Below are 23,512 nucleotides of genomic sequence, written 5' to 3'. Positions count from 1 at the left end.
CAGGCCCAGCCGGACGATGCGGAAAGGAATGCCGGACCAACCCCAGTGTAACCGGGGGCGGGCGGCATTGTTCCGCCGGGTGTGGCGGTGCCGCCAGCAAGCCGGCGCGTGACCGGCCGGGTTCAGATCAGCGTGCGGTCCGCGCCTTTCAGGGCCAGGATTTCTCGTGCCTCGGCAGGCGTCGCCGGTTCGAGCCCATGCTCTTCCAGGATGCGCACGATCTTGCGGACTTGTTCCGCATTGGAACTGGCGAGCTTGCCCCGGCCGATGAACAGGCTGTCCTCCAGACCGACCCGGACATTCCCGCCAAGCTGCGCGGCCATGGTGCAGACCGGCATCTGGAACCGCCCTGCCCCCAGAACCGACCAGACATAGTCCTTGCCGAACAGCCGGTCCGCAGTGCGCCTCATGAACATCACGTTGTCCAGATCGCCACCGATTCCGCCCAGGATGCCAAAGATCGACTGGATGAAGAACGGCGGCTTGGCGATCCCTTTGTCGACGAAATAGGCCAGGTTGTAGAGGTGGCCGATGTCATAGCATTCATGCTCGAACCGGGTGCCGTGTTCGCTGAGCAGCTCGTAATTGCGGCGGATATCGGCAAAGGTATTGCGGAAGATGAACTTCTCGCTGTCGAGGATGTACTGGTCCTCCCAGGGAAACTTCCAGTCCTTCACCTTGCGCCCCATGTCATGGAACGAAAAGTTCATCGAGCCCATGTTGAGCGAGCACATTTCCGGCGAGAAGGTCAGTGCCCCGGCCAGGCGGTCTTCGGGCGACATGTCGGGGCTGCCCCCAGTGGTCAGGTTGATCACCGCATCCGTCGCCTGTTTGATCTGCGGCAGGAATTGCCGGTAGACGTCCGGGCTGCCCGTCGGCGCGCCCGTTTCCGGATCGCGGGCGTGGATGTGCAGGATCGCGGCTCCGGCCTGTGCCGCCTCGATGGCCTGGCTGGCAAGGTCCGCCGGGGTATAGGGCAAGGCGTCGGACAGGGTCGGGGTATGGATACCGCCGGTGATGGCGCAGGTGATGATGACCTTGTTCGACTTAACCGTCATGCTCGGCACTCCAGCGGGTTTCGATGAGGAACAGCGACAGCACGAAAGCTGCGGCAGTGGTCGCCATGGGAAGCAACAGGACGTGATCGATGCCGTAGCGGTCGGCCAGTTGCCCCGCGATCATCGGTGCGATGCCGCCGCCGAACAGCTCACCGCAAGCGATGACCAGCCCAGTCGCCGTGGTCATCAGCCCTGCCGGGACCGTTTCGGAACAGATCGGGCCAACGGTGAGGGTGATCGCGGCATTGTTGAAGCAGTGGACCAGCGCCAGCCACAGGAACAGTTGCAGCGGCTCCGCACCGGTATGGCCAAGCTGCCAGAGCGACAGCCCGATACCGATGGTCGACGCGATCATGACTGGCTTGCGTCCCAGCCGGTCGGACAGGGTCGGCAGCGCCAGGGTGCCCACGGTCGCGCCCAGGCCGATTGCCGACATGACCCAGCCCATTTGCGACTGGCTGAGGCCGATGTGGTCGATCAGGTAGCTGGGCATCAGCGCGCTGGTGGTGACCAGGCAGGTCAGCCAGCACAGCATCAGCGCCATCAGCAGGCGGATGTTGCGATAGCCCAGGACCGTTCGCCAATCGGCAAAGCTGCTCCGCTCAAGGTCCGGGGTGTTGTGTTCGGGCAGGACCTTCCACACCAGATAGGCCAGGACGAAACCGGGCAGCGAGAATACCAGGAAGATCCAGCGCCAGTCGATCACGTGGAGCAGTTCGGCCACGATGATCGGAGCGATGCCCAAGCCGCACAGCGGCAGCATCATCTGCTGGATACCGATATTCAGGCCATGGCGCTTGGGCGGAGAGGCCTCAAGGGTCGCGGAAATGCTGGGCGGCGTATAGGCTCCATCGGCAAAACCCATGACCACCCGGACCAGCACAAGCCCGCCCAGCCCCGTCGCCAGACCGCTACCGCCGATCAGCAGTGCGAAGACGATCAGGGAGCCGACGATCACCTTGCGGCGCCCGATCCGGTCGGAAAGGTTGCCCATCAACAGCGCCGCCGCGCCCCAGGCCAGGGCGAGCGCACCGGAAATCGTTCCGATGTCGCCATAGCTGAGGCCCAGTTCCTTGGCGATCACCGGGAACAGCGGCGTGATCAGGAACCGGTCGATTCCGACCAGGCCAAAGCCGAGCGCCATCAAGGTGACGATCTGGAACTCTTTCGCGCGATAACTGTCGCGGACGTTCTCCGCGCTGCTGTCAGCCTTCATGCTCTCTCCCCTTGTCCTCCCGGTGGCGCACCAGGTGCCTCACCAGTGTTTCGCGCAGTGCCGCCTGTTGTTCAGGCGTCCACTGCTGGAATCCTTCGCCGGTCTTAAAGCCAAGCGCACCTGCCGCAACTCGCTCTTTAAGCAAGGAATTTGGTCCCGAACTGCGGTCCAGTTCCGGAATGATCGTGCGGTGAATGTCCAGGGTCAGGTCCAGCCCGACCAGATCGGCATTCTCCAGCGGGCCGAGGACGGCCAGCCGCAGGCCGAAACTGTTCTTCACGCAATCGTCCACCGTGCGGGCATCGCAAATGCCATCGGCCACCATGGCAATCGCCTCGCGCCACAGGGCATGTTGCAGCCGGTTGGCGACAAAGCCGGGAACGTCCTTTTTCACATGGGCGGGCTTTTTTCCGACGCTGGCCAGCAGTTCCATGGTCGCCGCCACCGTCGCGTCGGAGGTCTGTTCGCCCTGGATCACTTCGACCAGCGGGATCAACACTGCCGGGTTCCACCAATGGGTGCCGACCATGCGCTCTGCCGTGGGCAGGCCGTCCACGATGCTGCCAATCGGCATGACCGAGCTGTTGCTGGCCAGGATCGCGTCAGGCGGGGCAAGCTCGACCAGGCGGCTGAATATCTCGCGCTTCAGCTCCCGCTTTTCCGGCGCGGCTTCGGTAACGAAGCGGGCCTGCCCGACCGCTGTGGCAAGGTCGCTGGTGACGGCAACCAGGTCGACAGCCGCAGGATCGTCGCCGACCTGCTTCAGCCCCGCCGCGATCCGCTCCACCACAGTCGCGCGGACATCGTCGAAGGGTTCATGGACCCACACCCGGTGCCCGGCGCTGACAAAGGTCTGCGCGATCCCGGCACCCATCAGGCCCCCGCCGATCACGGCTATGACGGGCTTCGTCATCCGTCAGCCCGCCGTATAGCCGCCATCGGCATAGACGATGTGGCCGGTATGGAAATCGGAGGCGCGCGAACACAGGAACAGCAGCGGCCCGGCAAGGTCTTCCGGTTCGCCCAGCCGCCCGATGGGCACGCGGGCCAGGAACCCTTCGCGCACTTTCCGGGCATTGTCGTCATCGGCGAACATCCAGGCGGTGACCGGGGAGCGGAAAACCGTGGGCGCAATCGCGTTGACCGTGATCCCGTGCTTGCCCCATTCGCAGCCCAGCGAGCGGGTGAGACCGTCCACGGCGGATTTCGACGTGCAATAGGCCGAATAGCCCGCCGGATGGCCCAGCTTGCCGCGCGCGGAAGAAGTGAACACCACTTTCCCGCCGCGTCCCTGCGCGATCATCTGCTGACCGCAAGCCCGCGCCATTAGCCAGGCGCCTTCGACATTGGCCAGCATGACCGCCTGAAACCGCTCAGGCGTCTGATCGCCGATCATCCCGACGTCGTTGGTGCCCGAAGCGATCACCAGAATATCGACCCCGCCGTAAGCCGAAACGGCCGCATCGACGATCGCCTTGCAGTCAGCCTCGCTGTTCGGACGGCGGTTTACCGGCACGCAGGTCATCCCCGCGTCCTGCAATTCCTTTTCCAGCAGGCTGAGTTCGCTAGCGTTCCCGGCGGTAATGGTCAGGCGCGCGCCAGCCTTGCCCAGCGTGGCGCAGACCACCTTGCCAAAGGCGCCGGTCGCGCCGACGACAATGGCCGACTTGCCGGCAACGTCGAACAGCGCCGCGGTATCGATCCTGGGCAGGCTCATGCCGATTTCTCCGGATAGGGCATCATCACCAGCATTGCGGCGACCACGTTTGCGTCATTGCGTACGGCGCGGGCCTCGCCGCCGGGAATGAAGCAGCTGTCGAGCGGGCGCAGGACTTCGGTCCGCCCGTCGCCCAGTTCGATGGTTACTTCGCCCTCCAGGACGACGTAGATCTTGCCCAGCGGCCCGGCGTCCATCTCGGCCCCGCCGCCCGGCAGGAAATAGGACAGGCCCAGCCAGGCAAAGTCTGCCGCACTCGCGTCAAAGCCCTGCAACCGCAGCGAGCGCATGTCGTAGTGCTTGGGGGCGATATAGGTTTGCGCATCGCTCAGCCTGACGACCTGCATGTCGCACCTCCCGAAACTTCGGCGAATTGCCATGTTGGTAAGGACGGGGCGGCGGGTCACGTCCGCCGCCCCTGAGGGAACTCAATCGCGGTCCGCGCCGGTTTCGATGCGGAAAGTACCCTTGGGATCGACGATGGCGACCAGGCGCACGATGCACCCATCGCCCTTCTTCCACCGCCAGGGGAAAGCCGCGAAGGTCACGCGCTTTCCGGTAACCTTGTCGATATCGCCGCCGACGTTTTCGAACCCGCAGATCCCGGCGGAAAGGATCGCGTTGTGGCACGGCTCCCAGTACGGGAAGTCTTCAATGACCTTGCGCCCGGTCAGCTGTTCGTATTCCTCATTGATGCGGGGAATCAGGCCATTTGGCGCGCCCGGTCCGTGCGGACCGATGGCCGTGCCCAGCGGGTGGTCAAGCGCCTGGGTGTCCGACCCGCACATCTTGACGCCCTTCTTCACGAACCACTCCCCGGCGTCCTTGTAGAAGCCCGGCGAGTAGCCGTAGTAGTGCATGTTATCGCCGTAATACTTGTGCCAGCCGGTGTTGACGATCACGATGTCGCCTTCGCGGATCTTGGGCCGCGCGTTCTCAAGGTCTTCGGCGGTGATGACTTCCCACTTGTTCTTGGGGATCGAAACGACAACGCCCGAACCGAAGAAATAGGGCAGCGGCACTTCGTCCATGAACGGCGTGCCTTCCACCACATGGGCCGGCGCGTCGATATGCGTGCCCGAATGCATCACGGTGGTGATGCGCTGGGTCAGCACGCCGGACTTCGACATGCCGTGGAGCCGCTCGATCTTGACGTCTTCGAAATAGGGCCAGCACGGCTGCCCTAGGCCCCACGGGTGGCTGAGGTCATAGAACTCAAGCCCCATCGAGTTGAGCAGGTTCTGCTCCTTGAACCCCTTGAACAGCGTTTCGTCGCGCCAATCGCCTTCTTCCCAACCGGGCATCCCTCTCTCCTGTGACTTGGTTGTCGATTTCGTCGCGAAGCTATTGCCGGGTGCCGCACCGAGTCAAACAAAAACCGCATAACGGTTATACAAACCCGCAATGCGGTTGTTTGCAATCGATCACCTTGCCCTTCCAGAGAGATTTTGCTCTTTGATCAGCAGTTTGCGGAATCGTACACGGCTGCGCGCACCCGCCCGCATCTCGGGCGTGCCGCAAGGGTGCGAGGCAGTCTCAGGCATGGCAAAGCAGTGCCGGTTGATCGCTATGTTGTGAAATGGCGCGCCCGGCTGGAGTCGAACCAGCGGCCTCAAGATTAGAAGTCTCGTGCTCTATCCAACTGAGCTACGGGCGCGCGAAAGGCCTGTCCTCATAGGCAGGGTTTGCCTTGCGCGCAAATGGGGTTAGCGTGCTTTTCCATGACGGGGACAATCCAGAGCATCGATGGCGTTTCAGGCGCCCGCCGCCACTTCCGCTATTTTGACTATGTCATGGCGGCCTTTGTGGCGATCCTGCTGCTATCCAACCTGATCGGCGCGGCCAAGCTGGCGACGGTGGGCGGCTTCACCTTTGGCGCGGGCATCCTGTTCTTCCCGCTGTCCTATGTGATCGGCGACGTGCTGACCGAGGTTTACGGCTATGCCAACGCCCGGCGCTGCGTGTGGATGGGGTTCGGCGCGCTGATCTTCATGGCCTTCATGAGCTATGTCGTGGTGGCCATGCCTCCGGCGGAAGGCTGGGACGGACAGGCCGCCTATGAAAGCGTGTTCGGATCGACCTGGCGCATCGTTGCCGCATCGGTCCTGGCCTTCTGGGCAGGCGAATTCGTCAACAGCTTTGTCCTCGCCAAGATGAAGATCATCACCCAAGGCAAGCACCTGTGGGCGCGCACCATTGGTTCGACCGTGTTCGGGCAAGGCGTGGACAGCCTGATCTTCTATCCGGTTGCCTTCCTGGGCATCTGGACGCCGCAGCAGGTCCTGACCGTCATGGTCACCAACTGGCTGCTGAAAGTGCTGTGGGAAGCCTTGCTGACGCCGGTGACCTATGCCGTGGTCGGCTGGTTCAAGCACCGCGAAGGCGTGGACGTTTACGATACCGGCACCGACTTTTCGCCTTTTGCGAAAACCGAGGCGGTTTAGGCCGGCGGTGTTCGGCCCCGCCGCGACGGGCGGGGCCTCACCGGCGATGGCTCAATCGGCGATGAGGCCGATTGCCAGGTAGACCAGGATCAGCGAGCCGAAACCGAAGATCGTGCCCAGCGCAAAGCCGATGCGGATCAGGTTGGCGTCCCAGCCGGTATAATTGGCGATGCCGCTGCACACGCCCATGAACTTGCCGTTTGCCTTGTCGAGGCGGAAAGTGCGGCCAGTGGTCATGTCATTGCCCCCGTGGTTGCTGATGTTCACGCGATTTCTCCAACGTAGACGGTCTGGGCCTGGGCAGTAGAGGGCATCGACACGGTGCCGCTGATCAGGACCAGCGAAAGAACGAAAGCCGAAGCAGCCGCTGCGAGCTTGTTGGCGAGAGTGGATTGGTGCGTCATGGTATTATCCCTTCGTTTCAGTCTGGCTTGCGGATCATTCCGCAGATGCCGGTCTGATTGCAGAAGGCGTGCCAAATGCGCAAAACTACGCAATTCCGGGCTTTCTGGCGGATGAACGATTTGTTCGCCCCCGCGCAAGAAACAACTGTTGGGAAAAATTCCCAACTTTTTGGATCACGCTTTGGCGTGACAGCGCGGCCCCTCTCGCTCTATCGCGGCGCCCATGGGGCTTGACCGCATCACCCTTGCCAATTTCCGCAACCACCAGGCGACCCGGCTTGATGGAACGGCGCAGTTCAACCTGCTGGTGGGAGAGAACGGCGCGGGCAAGACCAATGTGCTGGAAGCGCTGTCGCTGCTCGCCCCGGGCCGGGGACTGCGCCGCGCTGCCCTGCCTGAAATTCCCGCTAAACTGGGCGATGGCAGCTTTGCCGTCAGCGCAGTGCTGGACGAGGCCGTAACGCTGGGCAGCGGGGTGCGGGCCGAGCGGCCCGGCCGCCGCGTGGTGCAAGTGAACGGTGCAGAAGTCCCGGCGGTGCGGCTGGGCGAGTGGCTATCCGTCGGCTGGCTCACCCCGGCCATGGACCGCCTGTTCGCGGAGAGCGCAGGCGCACGGCGGCGGTTCCTTGACCGGCTGGTCCTGGCGCTGGAGCCGGCGCATGCGAAGAACGCCGCCAAGCTGGAAGGCGCGCTGCGCGAACGCAACCGCCTGCTGGGGGATGAGCAGGAACCGGACCCGCGCTGGCTCGACGCCATCGAACTGCAACTGGCCGAAGCGGGAGCCGCCGTAGCCCAGGCGCGGCAGCGGCTGGTGGAGCGGCTTGCCGTGGCGCTCGATGCCCTGCCCGAAGCGCCCTTTGCCCGCCCCGCCTTGCGCTATGAAGTGGGCGGCCCGACCGGAGCGGAGGAACTTGCCGAAGCGCTGGCGCAGGGCCGCAGGCGCGACCGCGCGGCCCAGCGCACTCTGGTGGGCCCGCACCGCGATGAACTGAACGTCACCATGGCGGGCAAGAACCAGCCCGCCGCCGATTGTTCGACCGGCGAGCAGAAGGCCATGTTGATCGCGATCACCCTGGCCCACGCCGGACTGCTCGATCCCGATCGTCCCGGCGTGCTGCTGCTGGATGAAGTGGCCGCACACCTCGATCCGCTGCGCCGCGAAGCCCTGTTCGACCGCCTCCGCGCCGGTTCCGCCCAGGTCTGGCTGACCGGAACCGAGCTTGCCCCCTTCGATGCGATCACCGGCGAGGCGGCGGTCTGGCGGGTCAGCGAGGGGCTGGCGGAGAAGCTGGCTTAGCAGGCAGGGCCTTGGCGACTTCGCCCACTGTCGCCGCGACCATTTCCTCGATCCCCTGCGCCGTCGGGTGGATGCGATCCGCCTGGATCAGTTGCGGCTTGTCGATCACCGCTTGCAGGAAAAACGGCACCAGCGCCGCATCGTGCTTGCGCGCCAGTTCAGGATAGATCGCATTGAAAGCCTTGGCATGGTCTGCCCCCCAGTTGGGCGCGGACAGCATCCCCATCAGCAGGACCGGCACTTTGCGCTGGTCGAGCCGGGTCAGCAATTCGTCGAGGTTCTTGCGCGTCTGTTCGGGCGGCAGGCCGCGCAGCATGTCGTTGCCGCCCAGGCTGACGACCACCAGCGCGGGCGGGCTTTTCATCCCGTTCAGCACGAAGTCCAGCCGCTGCAAGCCGCCCGCCGTCGTATCGCCGGAAACGCCCGCATTGGTGATTTTCGCGTTGATTCCGCGCCCTCGCAGCGCCGCTTCGAGCCGCGCGGGATAGCTTTGCCCCGGTTCCACCCCGTATCCGGCGAACAGGCTGTCACCCAGCGCCAGGATCGACACTTCCTCTCCCACCACCGGCAGATCGGGCATGGCGGGGCTGGCACTCTGCGTCGGAGCAGGCGCTGGTTCGCTGCCGCATGCCCCGAGGGACAGGGTTGCAAGTGCCGCGGCAAGTTTCCATTTCATAACCGGAATTCTCCTGTTCTTTCCCTCTAGCTATGGCATCCCCGCCGCGTGACAAGCCCCTCCCTGGCGATTGACGCCCGAAACCTCACCCTCACCCTTGGCGATGCAGGCAGCGCGGTCGACGTGCTGCGCGGCATCGACCTGACCGTGCCGCAAGGCCAGACGCTGGCCCTGCTCGGCCCTTCGGGTTCGGGCAAGAGCAGCCTGATGGCCGTGCTGACCGGGCTGGAGCGCGCCACATCCGGGCAACTGACCGTCGCCGGGGCCGACTTCGCGGTCATGGACGAGGATGGGCTGGCCACGGCGCGGCGCGGCCGGATCGGCGTAGTGCTTCAGGCCTTCCACCTGCTGCCGACCATGACCGCGCTGGAAAACGTCATGACGCCGCTGGAACTGGCCGGAATGCCCGATGCCCGCGCGCGGGCAGAAGCGGAACTGACCGCCGTGGGTCTGGGCCACCGCCTGTCCCACTATCCGGCGCAGCTTTCCGGCGGCGAGCAGCAGCGCGTGGCCATTGCCCGCGCCCTCGCCCCGCGCCCGCCGCTGGTCTTCGCCGACGAACCGACCGGAAACCTGGACGCGACGACTGGCGCGGGGATCGTGGACCTGCTCTTCGCTCGCCGGGCGGAGGCTGGCGCGACGCTGATCATCATCACCCACGATGCCGGACTGGCGCAAAAGTGCGAGCGCGTGGTCACGCTGGCCGATGGCCGGATTGCCAAGGATAGCGCTGCGGCATGAACTGGCGCACCGCCTGGACCATCGCGCGGCGCGATCTTTCCGCCCGGTTCCGGGGCCTGCGCCTGTTGCTGGTCTGCCTGTTCCTGGGCGTGGGCGCACTGGCGGCAATTGGCACGCTGACCGGCGCAATCGGCAAGGAACTGTCCAGCCGGGGCCGCACGATTCTGGGCGGAGACGTGGAAGTCTCGGTCTGGCAGCGCGGCGCAACGGCAGCCGAACTGGCGGCTTTCCAGCGCCTCGGCAAAGTCTCGACCGGAACCCGGATGCAGGCCATGGCCCGCGCTGGCGACCTCGCCGCTCCGGTTGAACTGAAGGCCGTGGACGAGGCCTGGCCGCTGGTCGGGGAACTGACCCTGAAGGACGGCCGCCGCCTCGGCGCGCCGCCGCCGGGCGAAGTGTGGATCGGCCAGGGTGCGGCAGACCGCCTGGGCATCGGCCCGGGCAGCACGATCTCCATCGGCTCCCTGACCCTGAAGGTCGGGGGCATCATTGCCGATGAGCCTGACCGCCTGGGCGAGGGCTTCACGCTCGGCCCGGTTGTGCTGGCCCATGCGGAAGTACCAGCGAAGGCCGGCCTGACCGCGCCAGGCGCGATGTACCGCACCAAAGTCCGCATCGCCCTGCCCGCCGCGCAGAACCCGGAACTGGTGGTCGACCGGCTCAAGCAGCAATTTCCCTCGTCCGGCTTTGAACTGCGTACCCGGGATCGCGCCGCGCCGGGGGCCGAGCGGTTCGTCGCACGGATGGGTGATTTCCTGATCCTGGTCGGCCTCGCTGCACTGGTGATTGCCGGGATCGGCATTGGCGGCGGGGTTTCGTCCTATCTGGAAGCGCGGCGCGGCTCAGTGGCGACGCTCAAGGTACTGGGCGCAACCAGCCGCGACATTGCCCGGATCTACCTGCTCCAGATCGCTGCTGCCGCTGTCGTCGGCAGCCTGGCCGGTCTGGCAGCGGGCGTGCTGGTCACGCCGCTGCTCGCCAAGGCACTGGGCGAGTTGCTGCCGGTTGCGACCGGGTTTACTTTCGATCCCTGGGCGCTGGTCCGCGCCGCCGCTTTCGGCTTGCTGGTCGCGCTGGTCTTTGCCGCGCCGCCGCTGCTGGCCGCGCGTCGCTTTCCGGCCATGGCACTGTTCCGTGCGCGGGTCGCGCCGCTGTCCAGCCGGTGGCGCGATGCTGCTCTGCCGGTTGCGCTGGGCGTGGCCGGGATCGTCGGCCTCTCGCTGATCGGCAGCCGCCAGCCGCAGATGGTGCTGGGCTTCCTGGCCGGAGCGGCGGGACTGCTCCTGCTGCTCGGCGCGCTCGGCTGGGGCATCCGCACGCTGGCCGCGCGCCTGCCGCGTCCGGAAAAGCCGCTGCTGCGGATCGCCTTGTCCAACCTCCACCGCCCCGGCGCACAGACCGGTGCGCTGGTCACGGCGCTTGGCTTTGGTCTTGCCGCATTCGTCCTGCTGGCCGCGATCCAGACCAGCCTGGACGCGAATATCCAGGCCCGCGTGCCGCAGCGCGCGCCGGACTATTTCGTGCTCGACGTGCCGCGTGACCGTGCACCTGAATTTGCCGCGACGGTCGAGCGCGAGGCACCGGGCGCGAAGGTCCGCAGCGTTCCTGCCCTGCGCGGCTCGATCCTCGCCTATGGTCCGGCGGACCGCATGATCCGGGTGTCCAGCCTGAAGGAAATCCCCGAAGACGCCTGGCCCCTGCGCGGCGAACGCGGACTGACCTATTCGGTGGACGTGCCCGAAGGGAACGTCATCACCGCTGGGAAATGGTGGCCCCGTGACTATGCAGGAGAGCCGCTGGTCTCCATCGACGAGCGCCTGGCCGAGGCGCTCGACCTGAAAATCGGCGACCAGCTTACCATCGGCCTGCTGGGCGTGGAGCGCACGGCCAAGATCTCCTCGTTCCGCCGGATCGACTGGGATTCGCTGGGCTTTAACTATGTGCTGGTGTTCAGCCCCAATGCCATTGCTGACGCCCCGCACAACCTGGCCGCGATGATCGATCTGCCCAAGGACGCGCAGCGCGGCGGAATGCTCCGCGCATTGGTCAAGGGCTTCCCTTCCAGCTCGGTGATCGAGGTTGGCGGCGTCCTGACCCAGGCGCGCGACCTGTTGCGGCAAGTCAGCCTGGCCGTCCTCGCCGCCGCCTCGGTCGCGGTGCTGGCGGGCATCGCGGTACTGCTGGGCGCAATCGCGGCGGCCCGCGCTGCCCGGATCTATGACAATGTGATCCTGCGCGTACTGGGCGCCAGCCGGAGCCAGTTGCTCGGCCTGCAACTGGCCGAATATGCCCTGCTCGCCGCTGTGCTGGCAGGCGTCGCCCTGGCCCTGGGCACAGGCACAGCCTGGCTGGTGGTGGTCAAGCTGTTCGAATTCGACTGGCTGCCCGACTGGCCGGTGGTCTTCGGCACCCTGGGCCTGGGCCTCGCCCTGGTCATTCTCTTCGCGCTGGCGGCCTCACTGCCCTTGCTGCGGGCCAAACCCGCGCAGGCTCTGCGCGAGCTTTAGGGTCAGGACCGCGCGGCGGCGTCAAAGGCCAGGACGTTCGAATCCGCCGTGCGCCCCTCCCCCAGGCGGGGATCGGCTCCATAGCGGTTGTCGCCGCGCGTGCCCGGCAGGGACATCACCGCCAGATAGGCGACTGCCAGGATGAAACCGCCCAGCGGGACGTCGGCGAAGGTGATCGCCAGAGCCAGCAGGACAAAGGCAAGGTACCACCACCCGCTCATCGCGCGATCGTGCAGGCGGCGCACCGACAGCGAGACGGTGGGAATCAGCGTGGCAATCGCCCACAGGCCGCCCAGCAGGCCAAGCCCCAGCACCAGCGGGCTGGGATCGGCAATCGTCCCGGCCAGCTTTGGCGAGAGGCCCGCCGCCTTGAGCGCAGCGGCATTGCCCACGAGCCAGGTCCAGATCGGCCCCAGCAGCGCCCCCGTGACCACGGTATTGAGCGCGAAAAACCCGAAAAACTCCCGCCTGCGCGACCGACCGGAAAAGTCGGCATAGCGTTTCAGCGGCAGGATCATCCATTGCAGCATAGCAAATCCCTTTTGCTACGCCCCCTTATTCCCTGCCCTGCTCTCACCACATTGCCCGGCTTGCCGCAAGCAAAAGCCGCCGTGCTTGCTCCTTGGCCGCTCTTAGGCTAGGGGCGCGCGCAATGCTGCGGTGCAACAGGCGCGCCGCCTTCCGATAGAAAGAAGCTTCCCAATGTCCGCCCCGCTGCCGCTGCGCAATATCGCCATCATCGCCCACGTTGACCATGGGAAGACCACCCTGGTTGACCAGCTGTTCCGCCAATCCGGCACTTTCCGCGAAAACCAGCGCGTCGAAGAGCGTGCGATGGATTCCAACGATCTCGAAAAGGAACGCGGGATCACCATTCTGGCCAAGTGCACTTCGGTCGAATGGAACGGCACCCGGATCAACATCGTCGACACCCCCGGCCACGCCGACTTCGGCGGCGAAGTGGAACGCATCCTGAGCATGGTCGATGGCGTGATTCTGCTGGTCGACAGCTCGGAAGGCGCGATGCCGCAGACCAAGTTCGTCACCGGCAAGGCGCTGGCCCTGGGCCTGCGTCCGATCGTGGTGGTCAACAAGGTCGACCGCCCGGACGAGCGCATCCAGGAAGTGCTGGACGAAGTGTTCGACCTGTTCGTCTCACTCGATGCGACGGATGAACAGTGCGACTTCCCCGTGCTCTACGCCTCGGGCCGCAACGGCTATGCCAACGAAGACCCGAGCTTGCGCGAAGGTACGCTGACTCCGCTGTTCCAAAAGATCGTGGACCACGTGCCCGCGCCGCAACTGGACGAGGAAGGCCCGTTCAGCTTCCTGGCGACCCTGCTGGACCGTGACAACTTTATGGGCCGCGTGCTGACCGGCCGCGTCCAGTCGGGCCGGATCAAGGTCAACGATCCGATCCGCGCGCTCGACAGCGAAGGCAACGTGATCGAAGTGGGCCGCGCGTCCAAGCTGATGTCGTTCCGCGGGCTGGAGCGCGTGCCGGTGGACGAAGCCAAGGCTGGCGACATCATCGCCCTGGCTGGTCTGGAAAAGGCCACCGTGGCCAACACCGTCGCGGCGCCGGAAGTCACCGTGCCGATCAAGGCCCAGCCGATCGATCCGCCGACCCTTGCCATGCGCTTTGCCGTCAACGACAGCCCCTTTGCGGGCCGCGAGGGCGACAAGGTGACCAGCCGCATGATCCGCGACCGTCTGCTGCGCGAAGCGGAAACCAACGTCGCGATCCGCGTGACCGAGAGCGAGGACAAGGACAGCTTTGAAGTGGCCGGTCGCGGCGAACTTCAGCTGGGCGTCCTCATCGAAACCATGCGCCGCGAAGGCTTTGAACTGGGCATCAGCCGCCCGCGCGTGCTGTTCCGTGAAGAAGGCGGCCAGCGCACCGAGCCTTATGAAACGGTCGTGATCGACGTGGACGACGAATATTCGTCGACCGTGGTGGACAAGATGCAGCGCCGCAAGGCGGAACTGACCGAAATGCGTCCCTCGGGCGCGGGCAAGACCCGCCTGACCTTCTCGGCACCGTCGCGCGGCCTGATCGGTTACCACGGCGAATTCCTGTCCGACACGCGCGGCACCGGGATCATGAACCGGCTGTTCGAAAAGTACGGCCCGCACAAGGGCGTGATCGAAGGCCGCATCAACGGCGTGCTGATCTCGAACTGCACGGGTGAGGCCGTGGCCTATGCGCTGAACAGCCTTGAAGACCGCGGCATCCTGTTCGTGCGCCCGCAGGACAAGATCTATGAAGGCATGATCATCGGCGAAAACGCCAAGCCGGACGATCTGGAAGTCAACCCGATGAAGTCCAAGCAGCTGACGAACTTCCGTTCGACCGGCAAGGACGACGCGATCCGCCTGACCCCGCCCAAGATCATGACCCTGGAACAGGCTATTGCCTATATTGACGACGACGAAATGGTCGAAGTGACCCCCAAGTCGATCCGCGTCCGCAAGGCGATCCTTGATCCGCATGAGCGCAAGAAGGCCGGCCGCAAGAAGGAAATGGCCTGATCCAGGCTGCCTCGCTTTTAAACACGAAGGACCGCCGGAATGCCCGGCGGTCCTTTTTGTTTGGGCAAACCGCTCACCTGAGCCTGTCCAAGCTTCAACGGCAACGAACCGGCTTCGACAAGCTCAGCCTGAGCGGGGTTTGTCTCCCGTTCGTCCTGAGGAGGCGCTGAAGCCGCAGGCTGAAGCGCCGTCTCGAAGGACTGCCTGGTTTCAGGTCAGAACTGCAGCCCCAGCGTCGCGCGGACGGAGTGGAACTGGAACTTCGGGTCCTGGCGGAGATAGGTGCCGCCGTTGGTCGCCAGCGGGTTGGTCGGTGCCGTGCCCGCACCCGCCGCGACATAGTACTTGTCGTCGTCATAGCGGTTGTAGAGGTATTCCAGACCCAGCGACAGGTTGCCCGCGACCATGATTTCGGCGCCGCCGCCAGCCTGCCAGCCCCAGGTCATCTCGCCATCGTTGGTCGGGGTGAAGGTATTGGCCGTGTTGGTGGTGGTGAAATCATGCTTGATCTTGGCATAGCTCGGACCGCCCGTGGCGTAGAACAGCGCGCCGCCGCCCGGCGTGAAGCCCAGACGCGCGCGGGCCGACACGGCGTAGTCCAGTTCGCGGCTCAGGTTATAACCGGCCGGAGCAGTGCTGTAGGCTGTTGCGGCGTCGCGGAGCTGCGGCTTGCTTGCTTCCAGCAAGCCCCCGACCACGAAATTGCCCATGCGCATGTCGTAACCCATGCGCGCGGCATATTCGAGATCGTCATCATCGCCATCGCAGCTTCCCGGCGCGGTGCCGGTGGCGACACCCGGGCAGAAGCCGGGCGTGAAAACATTGGTTCCAGTCGTCGTCGTGACCGTATCGGTGAATTCGCCGTCACGGTTGGTGTCGAACTGAACCGGGTTGGCATCCTTGTTGTTCGAGGCATTGGCCTTGCCGACCGACGCGCCGACGTAAAAGCCGTTGAAGTGATCCTCGCGGTCTTGCGCCATGGCGGGGCTCGCAATCGCTGCGGCTGCGATCAATGGTAGGGCTAGGGTAATCTTGGTCATGTGTTTCCTCATTGGTTGCGCTGGGAAGAAACACGCGAGCAAGCGACCAAGTTGCTTAGAATATCATTCGATCCGGCAATAAAGTTGCACGGCTCGCCCCCGCATCGTTCTGGTCACGCGACGGGTGCTGCGCTAAAGGCACTGCATGAAGACTTCGGATCTGCGGATCGCCCTGTTCAGCGGCAACTACAACTATGTCCGCGATGGGGCGAACCAGGCGCTCAATCGCCTGGTCGAATACTTGCTCCGCACCGGCGCGCAGGTGCGTGTCTATGCGCCCACGACGGACACGCCAGCGTTCGAGCCGACGGGTGACCTGATCAGCCTGCCGTCCATGCCGATTCCGGGCCGCCCGGAATACCGCCTGTCGGGCGGGGTCAACAGCCGGATCAAGCGCGATCTGGCCGAGTTCAACCCCAATGTGGTCCACGTTTCCGCGCCCGACATCAGCGGCCACCGCGCCGTCACCTGGGCCCGCAAGCGAAACCTGCCGGTCCTGGCATCGGTCCACACCCGGTTTGAAACCTATTTCCGCTATTACAATATGGCCTGGTTCGAACCGGTGGTCGAAGCCTTGCTGCGCCGCTTCTATCGCCGCTGCGATGCCCTGGTCGCCCCGTCCGAAAGCTTTGCCCAGGTCCTGCGCGACCAGCGCATGAACTATGACATCGACATCTGGTCGCGCGGGGTCGACCGCGAGATCTTCAACCCCGGCCTGCGCGACATGAGCTGGCGGCGCGCGATGGGCATTGCCGATGACGAAGTCGTCGTCGGCTTCCACAGCCGCCTGGTGATGGAAAAGGGGCTGGACGTCTTTTCCGACACGATTGACGAACTGCGCCGCCGCGGCGTGGTCCACCGTACCCTGATCGTCGGCGACGGTCCGGCACGCGCCTGGCTGGAGGCGCGCCTGCCCGATGCAGTCTTTGCCGGGTTTATGGCGGGCAAGGACCTGGGCAAGGCAGTCGCCTCGATGGACGTGCTGTTCTTCCCATCCACCACGGAAACCTTCGGCAATGTAAGTCTTGAGGCGATGGCCTGCGGCCTCCCGGTCGTCGCCGCCGCTGCCACGGGCAGCCAGAACCTGGTCGACAATGGCCGCTCGGGCCGCCTGATCCGCCCCGGCGCAGTACACCAGTTCGCCGAAGCCTTGCGCGCCTATGTCGAAGACCCGGCCCTGCGCGCGGCCCACGGCGCAGCGGGCGAAAAGCGCAGCGAGGCCTTTTCCTGGGACCAGATCAACCAGGTCGTCGCCGATACCTACATCCGCCTGATCCGGCAGAAGGAAAAGGCACTTCGCGCCTGAGCGTGCAAATCGGGGCCGCAGCGGCTAAACCGAATCGATGAGCGGCCTGTTCCCTGACGATTTGCCTGCATCCCCACCCGAAGCGCTGGCTGAAGACGCTCCGCTGGCGGACCGCCTGCGCCCCGCCCATCTGGGCGAAGTGATCGGGCAGGAACACCTGACCGGCCCGGAAGGCGCGATTGGCCGGATGGTCGGCGCGGGCAAGTTGTCCAGCATGATCCTGTGGGGACCGCCCGGCACCGGCAAGACCAGCATCGCCCGCCTGCTGGCCGATGCAGTGGGAATGCGCTTTGCCGCGGTCAGCGCGGTCTTTTCCGGGGTGGCCGACCTGAAAAAAGCTTTTGCCGAGGCGGAGACTGCGGCCAGGGCCGGGCAGCGCACCCTGCTGTTCGTGGACGAAATCCACCGCTTCAACCGCGCCCAGCAGGATGGCTTCCTGCCCTTTGTTGAGCGCGGCACGGTGACGCTGGTCGGCGCGACGACCGAGAATCCCAGCTTTGCCCTGAACGCTGCGCTGCTTTCCCGCGCACAGGTGCTGATCCTCCACCGGCTCGACGCGGCGGCGCTGGATACCCTGCTGACCCGCGCCGAGCAATTGGAAGGCCCCCTGCCCCTGACCGCCGCAGCGCGCGAGGCCCTGGTCGCCAGTGCCGATGGCGATGGCCGGTTCCTGCTCAACCAGGCCGAAACGCTGTACAATGCGAAGATTGCCGAACCGCTCGATCCAGCGGGCCTGGGCAAGTTCCTGCAACGCCGCGTGGCCGTCTATGACAAGGACCGCGACGGGCATTACAACCTGATTTCGGCGCTCCACAAAGCCTTGCGCGGATCGGACCCGCAGGCGGCACTCTATTACCTCGCGCGGATGCTGACCGCGGGAGAGGAACCGCTCTACGTGCTCCGCCGCCTGGTCCGCTTTGCCAGCGAGGATATCGGCCTGGCCGACCCCCAGGCACTGACCCAGTGCCTTGCTGCCAAGGACGCCTATCAGTTCCTTGGCAGTCCCGAAGGCGAACTGGCGATTGTGCAGGCCTGCCTCTACCTTGCCTCCGCGCCCAAATCGAACGCGGCCTATGTGGCGCAAAAAGCCGCATGGAAAAGCGCGAAGGAAACCGGCAGCCTCAGCCCGCCGGCCAATATCCTGAACGCCCCGACCAAGCTGATGAAGGACATCGGCTATGGCAAGGACTACGCCTATGACCACGAGGCGGAGGACGGCTTTTCCGGCGCGAACTACTGGCCAGACGGGATGGAACCGCAACGCTATTACCAGCCGGTCGAGCGGGGATTTGAGCGCGAGGTGCTGAAGCGGCTGGAATGGTGGGACAAGAAGCGCGCGGACCCTTCGAGACGCTCGGACCTAAGTCCTCGCTCCTCAGGGCGAGCGGATGAAAAATAAGCCCGTTCTTCCTGAGGAGGCCGAAGCCGCAGGCAGAGGCCGTCTCGAAGGACGCTTCCGCCACTTTGCCGCCATCGACTGGTCCGGCGCTGCGGGTGAGCGGCATCGCGGGATTGCCGTGGCACTGCTGGCGCAGGAAGACCCCGCGCCCGCGCTGGTCCGCCCCGGCCACCGCTGGTCCCGCAGCGAGGTGCTGGACTGGCTGCGCAGCAAATTGCCCGCCGATACGCTGGTCGGGTTCGACATAGGAATCGGTCTGGCCCATGCCGATTGCGGGGCCTTCTTTCCCGGCTGGGCGGACAGCCCCGCCGATGCCCGTTCGCTATGGGCACTTGTGGACCGGCTCTGCGCCGATGATCCGCACTTGTCCGTTTCCAGCTTCGTCGATCATCTGGAGGCCGCGCGCCACTTTCGCCGCCACGGCGGGCGCGAGGGCGATCTGTTCGGCGGCGGACGCGGGCGCTTTCGCGTAACGGAGCGCGCGCAGGAGGCCATGGGGTGCAAGCCCTATTCCAACTTCAACCTGGTCGGCGCGGCGCAGGTCGGCAAGTCCAGCCTGACCGGGATGCGCCTGCTCCACCGCCTGTCCGGGCACCTGCCGGTCTGGCCGGTCGATCCCCTGCCGCCCAGCGGCTCGGTGGTGGTGGAAATCTACACCACGATTGCCGCCATGGCCGCCGGACGCAGCGCGGCGAAATCGAAGATTCGCGATTACGAAGGGTTGAACCAGGCTTTGATGGAGCTTGGCTGCTCCCCCGTTCCCGGCGCAGGACCGATTGCCGACCATGCCAGCGATGCCCTGATTACCGCTGCCTGGCTGCGAAACGCAGCGGAGGACAGCGCGCTTTGGCACCCTGCTGGTCTGACTGATGAAATTGCACGAACAGAGGGGTGGACCTTCGGCGCCCGATAGTTCTAAGGACGCCTGCACAAAAGATCACGTTGCCGGCTTAGCTCAGTTGGTAGAGCACCTGATTTGTAATCAGGGGGTCGCGGGTTCGATCCCTGCAGCCGGCACCATAATTCAGGGAGCGAGCCGCAGTCATGCTTGCAGAAATGATCCAGCGCCTGTTCGAACGGTCGCTCGATGACAAGGCGCAAGGGCAGGCGCGCGATGGGCAATGGCTCGATTCCCTGTGGGCGGAAGTGGCCGAAATGGGCCTGCCGCTGGCGCTCCTTTCCGAAGAGCAAGGCGGCTTTGGCCTGTCTCCGACCGAACAGGGCGAGGCCCTGACCCTGCTGGGCAAGCTGGCCGTGCCGTTGCCTGTTGCCGAAACGATGGGTGCTAACCGCCTGTTCGCCGCCGCCGGCCTGCCGCTGGCCGAAGGCGCTGCCGGGCTGGCCCGCGCCGATCATCTGACCGTGGAAAACGGCATTCTTAAGGGCCGCGTGGACCGCGTGGCCTGGGGCGAGCACCTCGATTGCCTGGCGCTGGCCGTGGGCGACACGCTCTACCGCGTGCCGCGTTCTGGCTGGACCACAGCCGAACAAGGCTTTGCCCTGAATTTCCACCCGCGTCCGTCGCTGGAGATCGCTTGGGAAGTCGATGCCCAAGCGCCGCTACCGCACTGCCCGCTGGCCGAAGGCGCCACCCTGCGCGCCTATCAGATCGCCGGGGCGCTCGAAGCGGCGCTGGACATGACGCTCAGCCACACCGCGACCCGCGTCCAGTTCGGCAAGCCGCTGCAAAAGAACCAGGTCGTGCAGCACGAGCTGGCTAAGCTGGCCGGGGAACTGGCCTGCGCCACGGCGGCGGCTGACCTTGCCGGTGAAGCCCTGGCGCGCGGCGACGTGCTGGGCGTGGCGGCGGGATCGCTGCGTGCCCGCGAAGCCGCAGGCAACGGGGCTGGAATCGCCACGCAGATGCACGGCGCGATCGGCTTTACCCGTGAACACGCCCTGCACCTTTACACGACGTCCCTGTGGTCCTGGCGCGATGAATTTGGCGGCCAGGTATTCTGGGCGAAATTGCTGGGCCGGGCTGCAGTGCAGGCTGGCGGCGCTGGCTATTGGCCGATGGTGACTGAACTATGAGCGCGATTCCCTTCCCCGCCCCGCCCGCCGATACGGACGAGGTCCTGGCCCTGCGCACCGAATTCCGCGCGTTCCTGGACAAGCACCTGGGTCACCGCACCCCGCGCCAGCGCAGCGACAACTGGTACGGCTTTGACCGTTCGTTCAGCCTGGAAATGGGCAAGGCCGGCTATCTCGGCATGACCTGGCCCAAGCAGTACGGCGGGCATGAACGCAGCGCGTTTGAACGCGCCGTGGTGGTCGAAGAATCGCTGGCCGCTGGCGCTCCGGTCGGCGCGCACTGGATTGCGGACCGCCAGTCCGGCCCCTCGATCCTGAAGTTCGGCACTGACGAGCAGAAGGAAACCATCCTGCCGCGCATCGCCGCTGGCGAACTGGCTTTTGGCATCGGGATGAGCGAGCCGGATTCCGGTTCCGACCTGGCCGCAACGCGGACCAAGGCGGTGCGCGACGGCGACGTTTACCGCGTCACCGGCACCAAGGTCTGGACCAGCTTCGCGCATGAGGCGGACTATGTGATCCTGTTCTGCCGCACGAGCGGCACGCCCGCAGACCGCCATCAGGGCACCAGCCAGCTGCTGGTCAACCTCAAGGAAACGCCGGGCCTGACGATCCGCCCGATCATCGACCTGGCCGGACAGCACCACTTCAACGAAATGCATTTCGAGGACGCCATTGTCCCCGCCAAGAACCTGCTGGGCCGCGAAGGCGATGGCTGGAACCAGGTGATGAGCGAACTGGCCTTCGAACGCTCTGGCCCGGAACGCTTCCTCTCCTCGATCGAACTGATGGTTCAGCTGATCGAAGTGCTGAAGGGGCGCGAGGACGATGCCGCGCTGGCCACGATTGGCCGCCTCACCGCGCAACTGGCCGTGCTGCGCCGCCTGTCGCGCTCGGTCGCGGCGATGTTGCAGAACAAGCAGGATGCCGGGCTGCAGGCCTCGATCGTCAAGGACGTCGGCGCGGTCTGGGAACAGACCCTGCCCGATTTCGCGCGGCAACTGGTCGATGCGGAACCCGATCCGCGCACGGCGGCGGCCTATGCCGGGGTGCTGGCGAATATCGTCCACAATGCGCCGAGCTGGAGCCTGCGTGGCGGCACGCGTGAAATCCTGCGTGGGATCATCGCCCGCGGCCTAGGCACGCGCTAAGCGGTTGCAATCGTAACCAGTTAGAGCAATGGTCGGTCCATGACCGAGACCATGACCTATGCCCGCTATCTGGCGCTGGATGAACTGCTCGCCTGCCAGCACCCGCGTTCCGACTGCGATGACGAGATGCTGTTCATCGTCATCCACCAGACCAAGGAACTGTGGCTGAAACAGATGATCCGCGAACTGCGCCTGGCTCTGTCGCAGGTGCGGGCGGACCAACTGGTTCCGGCCTACAAGGCGCTGGCCCGCGTCAGCTGCATCCAGGCGGTCATGACGCTCAGCTGGGACGTCCTCGCCACCATGACCCCCAGCGATTATTCGCGCTTCCGCGACGTGCTTGGCCCGTCCAGCGGGTTCCAGTCGGATCAGTTCCGCACCGTGGAATATATGCTGGGGCTGAAGGATGGCCGCTTCCTGTCCTATCAGGACGACCGGCCCGAGGCCCGCGCCGCGATGGAGCAGGCCCTTGCCGCACCCAGCCTGTGGGACGAAGCCATTGCCGCCGCCGCGCGCGCCGGTCTGCCCATACCCGCCGAAGTCCTGAACCGCGACGTGACCCAGCCGCACGCGCCCAGCCCTGCGGTCGAGGCCGCATTCCTGACCGTTTACCGCGAACCGGAACGCTATTGGGAGCTTTACCAGCTGGCCGAAAAGCTGGTCGACCTGGACGATGCCATGGCCACCTGGCGGCACAAGCACGTGCTGACCGTGGAACGGGTGATCGGCGGCAAGCGCGGCACCGGCGGCACGGCGGGGGCCAGCTATCTCCATTCGACGCTGGCCAAGCGGGCCTTCCCCGAACTGTGGTCGCTGCGGACCAGCCTGTGAGCTTCAAGCACCTCTTTTCCCGCGCCCTTTCCGCTGCGCCGTGCCGCCTGCACTTTGCCGCGCACAGCCATCACCTCTGGCCCGACGCCAGCTTTGACGGCCACGTCGAGGCGTGGGACGATGCTGCCCGGCGGGCCGATCACAAGTGGGACCGCGTCTTTGGCGAGGTCTTCCCCGAGGCACAGCAGCACATCGCCCGCGAACTGGCCTTGCCCGATCCGGCCAGCATCGCCTTTTCCCCCAACACCCACGATTTTCTGGTCCGGATCGTCTCGGCCCTGCCCATGGAGCGCCCGCGCGTTCTGGCCAGCGACGGCGAGTTCCATTCCTTCCGCCGCCAATCGCTGCGCTGGCACGAGGCCGGGCGAATCGAACTGACCACCGTGCCGCTTGAGCAATTGGCGCAAACCGCCGCCAGCGGTGACTTCGACCTGATCTTTGCCAGCCAGGTGCAGTTCAACAGCGGGCGCGTCCTGCCAGACTTGCCGGACCTTGCCGCCCTATCCCGGCCTGAAGGACCGTGGCTGGTGATCGACGGCTATCACGGCTTCATGGCGACACCGACCGACCTGTCCGGCATCGCTGACCGCGCCTTCTATCTTTCCGGCGGCTACAAATACGCGATGGCGGGCGAAGGCGCCTGCTTCCTCCACGCGCCGCCCGGCTTTGGCCCGCGCCCGGAAGTAACTGGTTGGTATGCCGCATTCGACGATCTTGCCGCGCAGCAAGGCGGGGTTGGTTATGCCCCGGATGGGCGGCGCTTTCTGGGTAGCACGTTCGATCCCAGCGGCATTTACCGCTTTAACGCTGTGCGCCGGATGCTCGATGACCAAGGGCTGGATACGGCGGCCATTTCCGCGCATTGCGACCGGCTCAAGCAACGCTTCCTCGACGCCGCGCCGTTTCCGGGCCTGACCCTGCTGAGCCAGCCCGAGGCGCGGTTCCTCGCGTTCCAGGGCGCTGAGGCCCCAGCCCTCTATGAACGCTTGACCGCACGCGGCGCAGTTACCGATCTGCGCGGCGACGTGCTGCGCATCGGCTTCGGCCTCTATCAGGACGAAGCCGACGTCGATGCACTGCTCGCTCTGGCGCGGCAAACGGGGTAGGCCGACGTCCATCGCGCAGAAGCAGCGCCTGGCCCTTCGAGATGCCTTTCAGC

The 23,512-nt window shown here is 65.4% G+C and carries 23 protein-coding genes and 2 tRNA genes; 13 read left to right on the top strand and 12 right to left on the bottom strand.

All coding sequences use genetic code 11. The features are described from left to right. Nucleotides 1-122: 122 nt before the first annotated feature. The 7 genes from ACQKOE_RS08775 to ACQKOE_RS08745 all read right to left on the bottom strand — a co-directional run bounded on the left by ACQKOE_RS08775 (nucleotide 123) and on the right by ACQKOE_RS08745 (nucleotide 5,648). Nucleotides 123-1,058: a 3-keto-5-aminohexanoate cleavage protein gene (locus ACQKOE_RS08775; RefSeq protein WP_427512440.1), complete on the bottom strand. Its 936-nt coding sequence runs from the start codon at nucleotides 1,056-1,058 to the stop codon at nucleotides 123-125. Continuing rightward, nucleotides 1,048-2,274, bottom strand: coding sequence for an MFS transporter (locus tag ACQKOE_RS08770; protein WP_427512439.1), 1,227 nt, complete (start codon nucleotides 2,272-2,274; stop codon nucleotides 1,048-1,050). The genes ACQKOE_RS08775 and ACQKOE_RS08770 overlap by 11 nt, the downstream gene beginning before the upstream one ends. Next, nucleotides 2,264-3,187 carry a 3-hydroxyacyl-CoA dehydrogenase family protein gene (locus ACQKOE_RS08765; protein ID WP_427512438.1) on the bottom strand — a complete coding sequence of 308 codons (924 nt, stop codon included), beginning with the start codon at nucleotides 3,185-3,187 and terminating at the stop codon, nucleotides 2,264-2,266. The genes ACQKOE_RS08770 and ACQKOE_RS08765 overlap by 11 nt, the downstream gene beginning before the upstream one ends. A 3-nt stretch (nucleotides 3,188-3,190) precedes the next feature. Beyond that, on the bottom strand, nucleotides 3,191-3,991 hold the full coding sequence (locus ACQKOE_RS08760; protein WP_427512437.1) for an SDR family NAD(P)-dependent oxidoreductase: 801 nt from the start codon (nucleotides 3,989-3,991) through the stop codon (nucleotides 3,191-3,193). Continuing rightward, nucleotides 3,988-4,338 (bottom strand): cupin domain-containing protein, encoded by a 351-nt coding sequence (locus tag ACQKOE_RS08755; RefSeq protein ID WP_374590007.1) that lies wholly within the window; start codon nucleotides 4,336-4,338, stop codon nucleotides 3,988-3,990. Before ACQKOE_RS08755 ends, ACQKOE_RS08760 begins: the two co-directional genes overlap by 4 nt. An 81-nt stretch (nucleotides 4,339-4,419) precedes the next feature. After that, nucleotides 4,420-5,295, bottom strand: a complete 876-nt coding sequence (locus ACQKOE_RS08750) for a cyclase family protein (RefSeq protein ID WP_374590009.1) — start codon at nucleotides 5,293-5,295, stop codon at nucleotides 4,420-4,422. A 276-nt stretch (nucleotides 5,296-5,571) separates the two neighbouring features. Beyond that, a tRNA-Arg gene (locus tag ACQKOE_RS08745) sits at nucleotides 5,572-5,648 on the bottom strand. Nucleotides 5,649-5,712: 64 nt separating this feature from the next. Between ACQKOE_RS08745 and ACQKOE_RS08740 the strand changes: the two genes are divergently transcribed. Beyond that, on the top strand, nucleotides 5,713-6,435 hold the full coding sequence (locus ACQKOE_RS08740) for a queuosine precursor transporter (RefSeq protein WP_427512436.1): 723 nt from the start codon (nucleotides 5,713-5,715) through the stop codon (nucleotides 6,433-6,435). A gap of 51 nt (nucleotides 6,436-6,486) precedes the next feature. Here ACQKOE_RS08740 and ACQKOE_RS08735 read toward each other — a convergent pair whose 3' ends face one another. Further along, a complete protein-coding gene (locus tag ACQKOE_RS08735) occupies nucleotides 6,487-6,702 on the bottom strand; it encodes a PspC domain-containing protein (protein ID WP_427512435.1) in 216 nt (71 codons plus the stop codon). Beyond that, on the bottom strand, nucleotides 6,699-6,839 hold the full coding sequence (locus ACQKOE_RS08730; RefSeq protein WP_374589359.1) for a hypothetical protein: 141 nt from the start codon (nucleotides 6,837-6,839) through the stop codon (nucleotides 6,699-6,701). Before ACQKOE_RS08730 ends, ACQKOE_RS08735 begins: the two co-directional genes overlap by 4 nt. Before the next feature lie 223 nt (nucleotides 6,840-7,062). Here ACQKOE_RS08730 and recF point away from each other — a divergent pair, with 223 nt between their 5' ends. Continuing rightward, on the top strand, nucleotides 7,063-8,136 hold the full coding sequence (gene recF, locus ACQKOE_RS08725) for a DNA replication/repair protein RecF (RefSeq protein ID WP_427512434.1): 1,074 nt from the start codon (nucleotides 7,063-7,065) through the stop codon (nucleotides 8,134-8,136). Here recF and ACQKOE_RS08720 read toward each other — a convergent pair. Further along, nucleotides 8,105-8,812: an arylesterase gene (locus ACQKOE_RS08720; RefSeq protein ID WP_427512433.1), complete on the bottom strand. Its 708-nt coding sequence runs from the start codon at nucleotides 8,810-8,812 to the stop codon at nucleotides 8,105-8,107. The genes recF and ACQKOE_RS08720 overlap by 32 nt on opposite strands. 48 nt (nucleotides 8,813-8,860) lie before the next feature. Here ACQKOE_RS08720 and ACQKOE_RS08715 point away from each other — a divergent pair, with 48 nt between their 5' ends. Both ACQKOE_RS08715 and ACQKOE_RS08710 read left to right on the top strand, forming a co-directional pair. Further along, nucleotides 8,861-9,553, top strand: coding sequence for an ABC transporter ATP-binding protein (locus tag ACQKOE_RS08715; protein WP_427512432.1), 693 nt, complete (start codon nucleotides 8,861-8,863; stop codon nucleotides 9,551-9,553). Further along, nucleotides 9,550-12,060, top strand: a complete 2,511-nt coding sequence (locus ACQKOE_RS08710) for an ABC transporter permease (protein ID WP_427512431.1) — start codon at nucleotides 9,550-9,552, stop codon at nucleotides 12,058-12,060. Before ACQKOE_RS08715 ends, ACQKOE_RS08710 begins: the two co-directional genes overlap by 4 nt. 2 nt (nucleotides 12,061-12,062) lie before the next feature. Here ACQKOE_RS08710 and ACQKOE_RS08705 read toward each other — a convergent pair whose 3' ends face one another. Further along, nucleotides 12,063-12,590 (bottom strand): DUF805 domain-containing protein, encoded by a 528-nt coding sequence (locus ACQKOE_RS08705; RefSeq protein WP_427512430.1) that lies wholly within the window; start codon nucleotides 12,588-12,590, stop codon nucleotides 12,063-12,065. Nucleotides 12,591-12,762: 172 nt separating this feature from the next. Between ACQKOE_RS08705 and typA the strand changes: the two genes are divergently transcribed. After that, on the top strand, nucleotides 12,763-14,592 hold the full coding sequence (typA, locus tag ACQKOE_RS08700; RefSeq protein WP_427512429.1) for a translational GTPase TypA: 1,830 nt from the start codon (nucleotides 12,763-12,765) through the stop codon (nucleotides 14,590-14,592). Nucleotides 14,593-14,807: 215 nt separating this feature from the next. On the opposite strand, the gene ACQKOE_RS08695 is transcribed toward typA, so the two are convergent. Then, complete coding sequence (locus tag ACQKOE_RS08695) at nucleotides 14,808-15,632, bottom strand: outer membrane protein (RefSeq protein ID WP_427512428.1); 825 nt, start codon at nucleotides 15,630-15,632, stop codon at nucleotides 14,808-14,810. Nucleotides 15,633-15,777: 145 nt separating this feature from the next. On the opposite strand from ACQKOE_RS08695, the gene ACQKOE_RS08690 reads away from it, so the two are divergent. The 8 genes from ACQKOE_RS08690 (at nucleotide 15,778) to ACQKOE_RS08655 (ending at nucleotide 23,459) form a co-directional block, all read left to right on the top strand. Further along, nucleotides 15,778-16,938 carry a glycosyltransferase family 4 protein gene (locus tag ACQKOE_RS08690; RefSeq protein ID WP_427512427.1) on the top strand — a complete coding sequence of 387 codons (1,161 nt, stop codon included), beginning with the start codon at nucleotides 15,778-15,780 and terminating at the stop codon, nucleotides 16,936-16,938. Nucleotides 16,939-16,975: 37 nt separating this feature from the next. Then, nucleotides 16,976-18,337 (top strand): replication-associated recombination protein A, encoded by a 1,362-nt coding sequence (locus ACQKOE_RS08685; protein WP_427512426.1) that lies wholly within the window; start codon nucleotides 16,976-16,978, stop codon nucleotides 18,335-18,337. Then, the gene (locus ACQKOE_RS08680; protein WP_427512425.1) at nucleotides 18,327-19,250 is read left to right on the top strand and encodes a hypothetical protein; all 924 of its coding nucleotides are present in this window, start codon (nucleotides 18,327-18,329) and stop codon (nucleotides 19,248-19,250) included. Before ACQKOE_RS08685 ends, ACQKOE_RS08680 begins: the two co-directional genes overlap by 11 nt. Nucleotides 19,251-19,281: 31 nt before the next feature. Beyond that, a tRNA-Thr gene (locus ACQKOE_RS08675) sits at nucleotides 19,282-19,357 on the top strand. 24 nt (nucleotides 19,358-19,381) lie between these two features. Continuing rightward, nucleotides 19,382-20,371, top strand: a complete 990-nt coding sequence (locus ACQKOE_RS08670; RefSeq protein ID WP_427512424.1) for an acyl-CoA dehydrogenase family protein — start codon at nucleotides 19,382-19,384, stop codon at nucleotides 20,369-20,371. Continuing rightward, complete coding sequence (locus ACQKOE_RS08665) at nucleotides 20,368-21,522, top strand: acyl-CoA dehydrogenase family protein (RefSeq protein ID WP_427512423.1); 1,155 nt, start codon at nucleotides 20,368-20,370, stop codon at nucleotides 21,520-21,522. The genes ACQKOE_RS08670 and ACQKOE_RS08665 overlap by 4 nt, the downstream gene beginning before the upstream one ends. A 39-nt stretch (nucleotides 21,523-21,561) precedes the next feature. Then, the gene (locus ACQKOE_RS08660; protein ID WP_427512422.1) at nucleotides 21,562-22,353 is read left to right on the top strand and encodes a tryptophan 2,3-dioxygenase; all 792 of its coding nucleotides are present in this window, start codon (nucleotides 21,562-21,564) and stop codon (nucleotides 22,351-22,353) included. Further along, nucleotides 22,350-23,459 carry a class V aminotransferase gene (locus ACQKOE_RS08655; protein WP_427512421.1) on the top strand — a complete coding sequence of 370 codons (1,110 nt, stop codon included), beginning with the start codon at nucleotides 22,350-22,352 and terminating at the stop codon, nucleotides 23,457-23,459. The genes ACQKOE_RS08660 and ACQKOE_RS08655 overlap by 4 nt, the downstream gene beginning before the upstream one ends. The last annotated feature ends 53 nt before the right edge of the window (nucleotides 23,460-23,512 follow it).

The organism is Novosphingobium sp. NPDC080210, assembly GCF_050281025.1.
Classification (GTDB): Bacteria; Pseudomonadota; Alphaproteobacteria; order Sphingomonadales; family Sphingomonadaceae; genus Novosphingobium.
The sequence above is the reverse complement of the archived record's forward strand: the minus strand, read 5'-3'. Positions and strand labels throughout refer to the sequence as shown.

Coding starts and splice junctions, on each gene's coding strand:
- ACQKOE_RS08770 (WP_427512439.1), bottom strand. CDS start 2,274: ATGAAGGCTGACAGCAGCGCGGAGAACGTCCGCGACAGTTATCGCGCG.
- ACQKOE_RS08690 (WP_427512427.1), top strand. CDS start 15,778: ATGAAGACTTCGGATCTGCGGATCGCCCTGTTCAGCGGCAACTACAAC.
- ACQKOE_RS08765 (WP_427512438.1), bottom strand. CDS start 3,187: ATGACGAAGCCCGTCATAGCCGTGATCGGCGGGGGCCTGATGGGTGCC.
- ACQKOE_RS08695 (WP_427512428.1), bottom strand. CDS start 15,632: ATGACCAAGATTACCCTAGCCCTACCATTGATCGCAGCCGCAGCGATT.
- ACQKOE_RS08670 (WP_427512424.1), top strand. CDS start 19,382: ATGCTTGCAGAAATGATCCAGCGCCTGTTCGAACGGTCGCTCGATGAC.
- ACQKOE_RS08750 (WP_374590009.1), bottom strand. CDS start 5,295: ATGCCCGGTTGGGAAGAAGGCGATTGGCGCGACGAAACGCTGTTCAAG.
- ACQKOE_RS08740 (WP_427512436.1), top strand. CDS start 5,713: ATGACGGGGACAATCCAGAGCATCGATGGCGTTTCAGGCGCCCGCCGC.
- ACQKOE_RS08665 (WP_427512423.1), top strand. CDS start 20,368: ATGAGCGCGATTCCCTTCCCCGCCCCGCCCGCCGATACGGACGAGGTC.
- ACQKOE_RS08660 (WP_427512422.1), top strand. CDS start 21,562: ATGACCGAGACCATGACCTATGCCCGCTATCTGGCGCTGGATGAACTG.
- ACQKOE_RS08685 (WP_427512426.1), top strand. CDS start 16,976: ATGAGCGGCCTGTTCCCTGACGATTTGCCTGCATCCCCACCCGAAGCG.
- ACQKOE_RS08680 (WP_427512425.1), top strand. CDS start 18,327: ATGAAAAATAAGCCCGTTCTTCCTGAGGAGGCCGAAGCCGCAGGCAGA.
- ACQKOE_RS08710 (WP_427512431.1), top strand. CDS start 9,550: ATGAACTGGCGCACCGCCTGGACCATCGCGCGGCGCGATCTTTCCGCC.
- ACQKOE_RS08720 (WP_427512433.1), bottom strand. CDS start 8,812: ATGAAATGGAAACTTGCCGCGGCACTTGCAACCCTGTCCCTCGGGGCA.
- typA (WP_427512429.1), top strand. CDS start 12,763: ATGTCCGCCCCGCTGCCGCTGCGCAATATCGCCATCATCGCCCACGTT.
- recF (WP_427512434.1), top strand. CDS start 7,063: ATGGGGCTTGACCGCATCACCCTTGCCAATTTCCGCAACCACCAGGCG.
- ACQKOE_RS08730 (WP_374589359.1), bottom strand. CDS start 6,839: ATGACGCACCAATCCACTCTCGCCAACAAGCTCGCAGCGGCTGCTTCG.
- ACQKOE_RS08755 (WP_374590007.1), bottom strand. CDS start 4,338: ATGCAGGTCGTCAGGCTGAGCGATGCGCAAACCTATATCGCCCCCAAG.
- ACQKOE_RS08705 (WP_427512430.1), bottom strand. CDS start 12,590: ATGCTGCAATGGATGATCCTGCCGCTGAAACGCTATGCCGACTTTTCC.
- ACQKOE_RS08775 (WP_427512440.1), bottom strand. CDS start 1,058: ATGACGGTTAAGTCGAACAAGGTCATCATCACCTGCGCCATCACCGGC.
- ACQKOE_RS08760 (WP_427512437.1), bottom strand. CDS start 3,991: ATGAGCCTGCCCAGGATCGATACCGCGGCGCTGTTCGACGTTGCCGGC.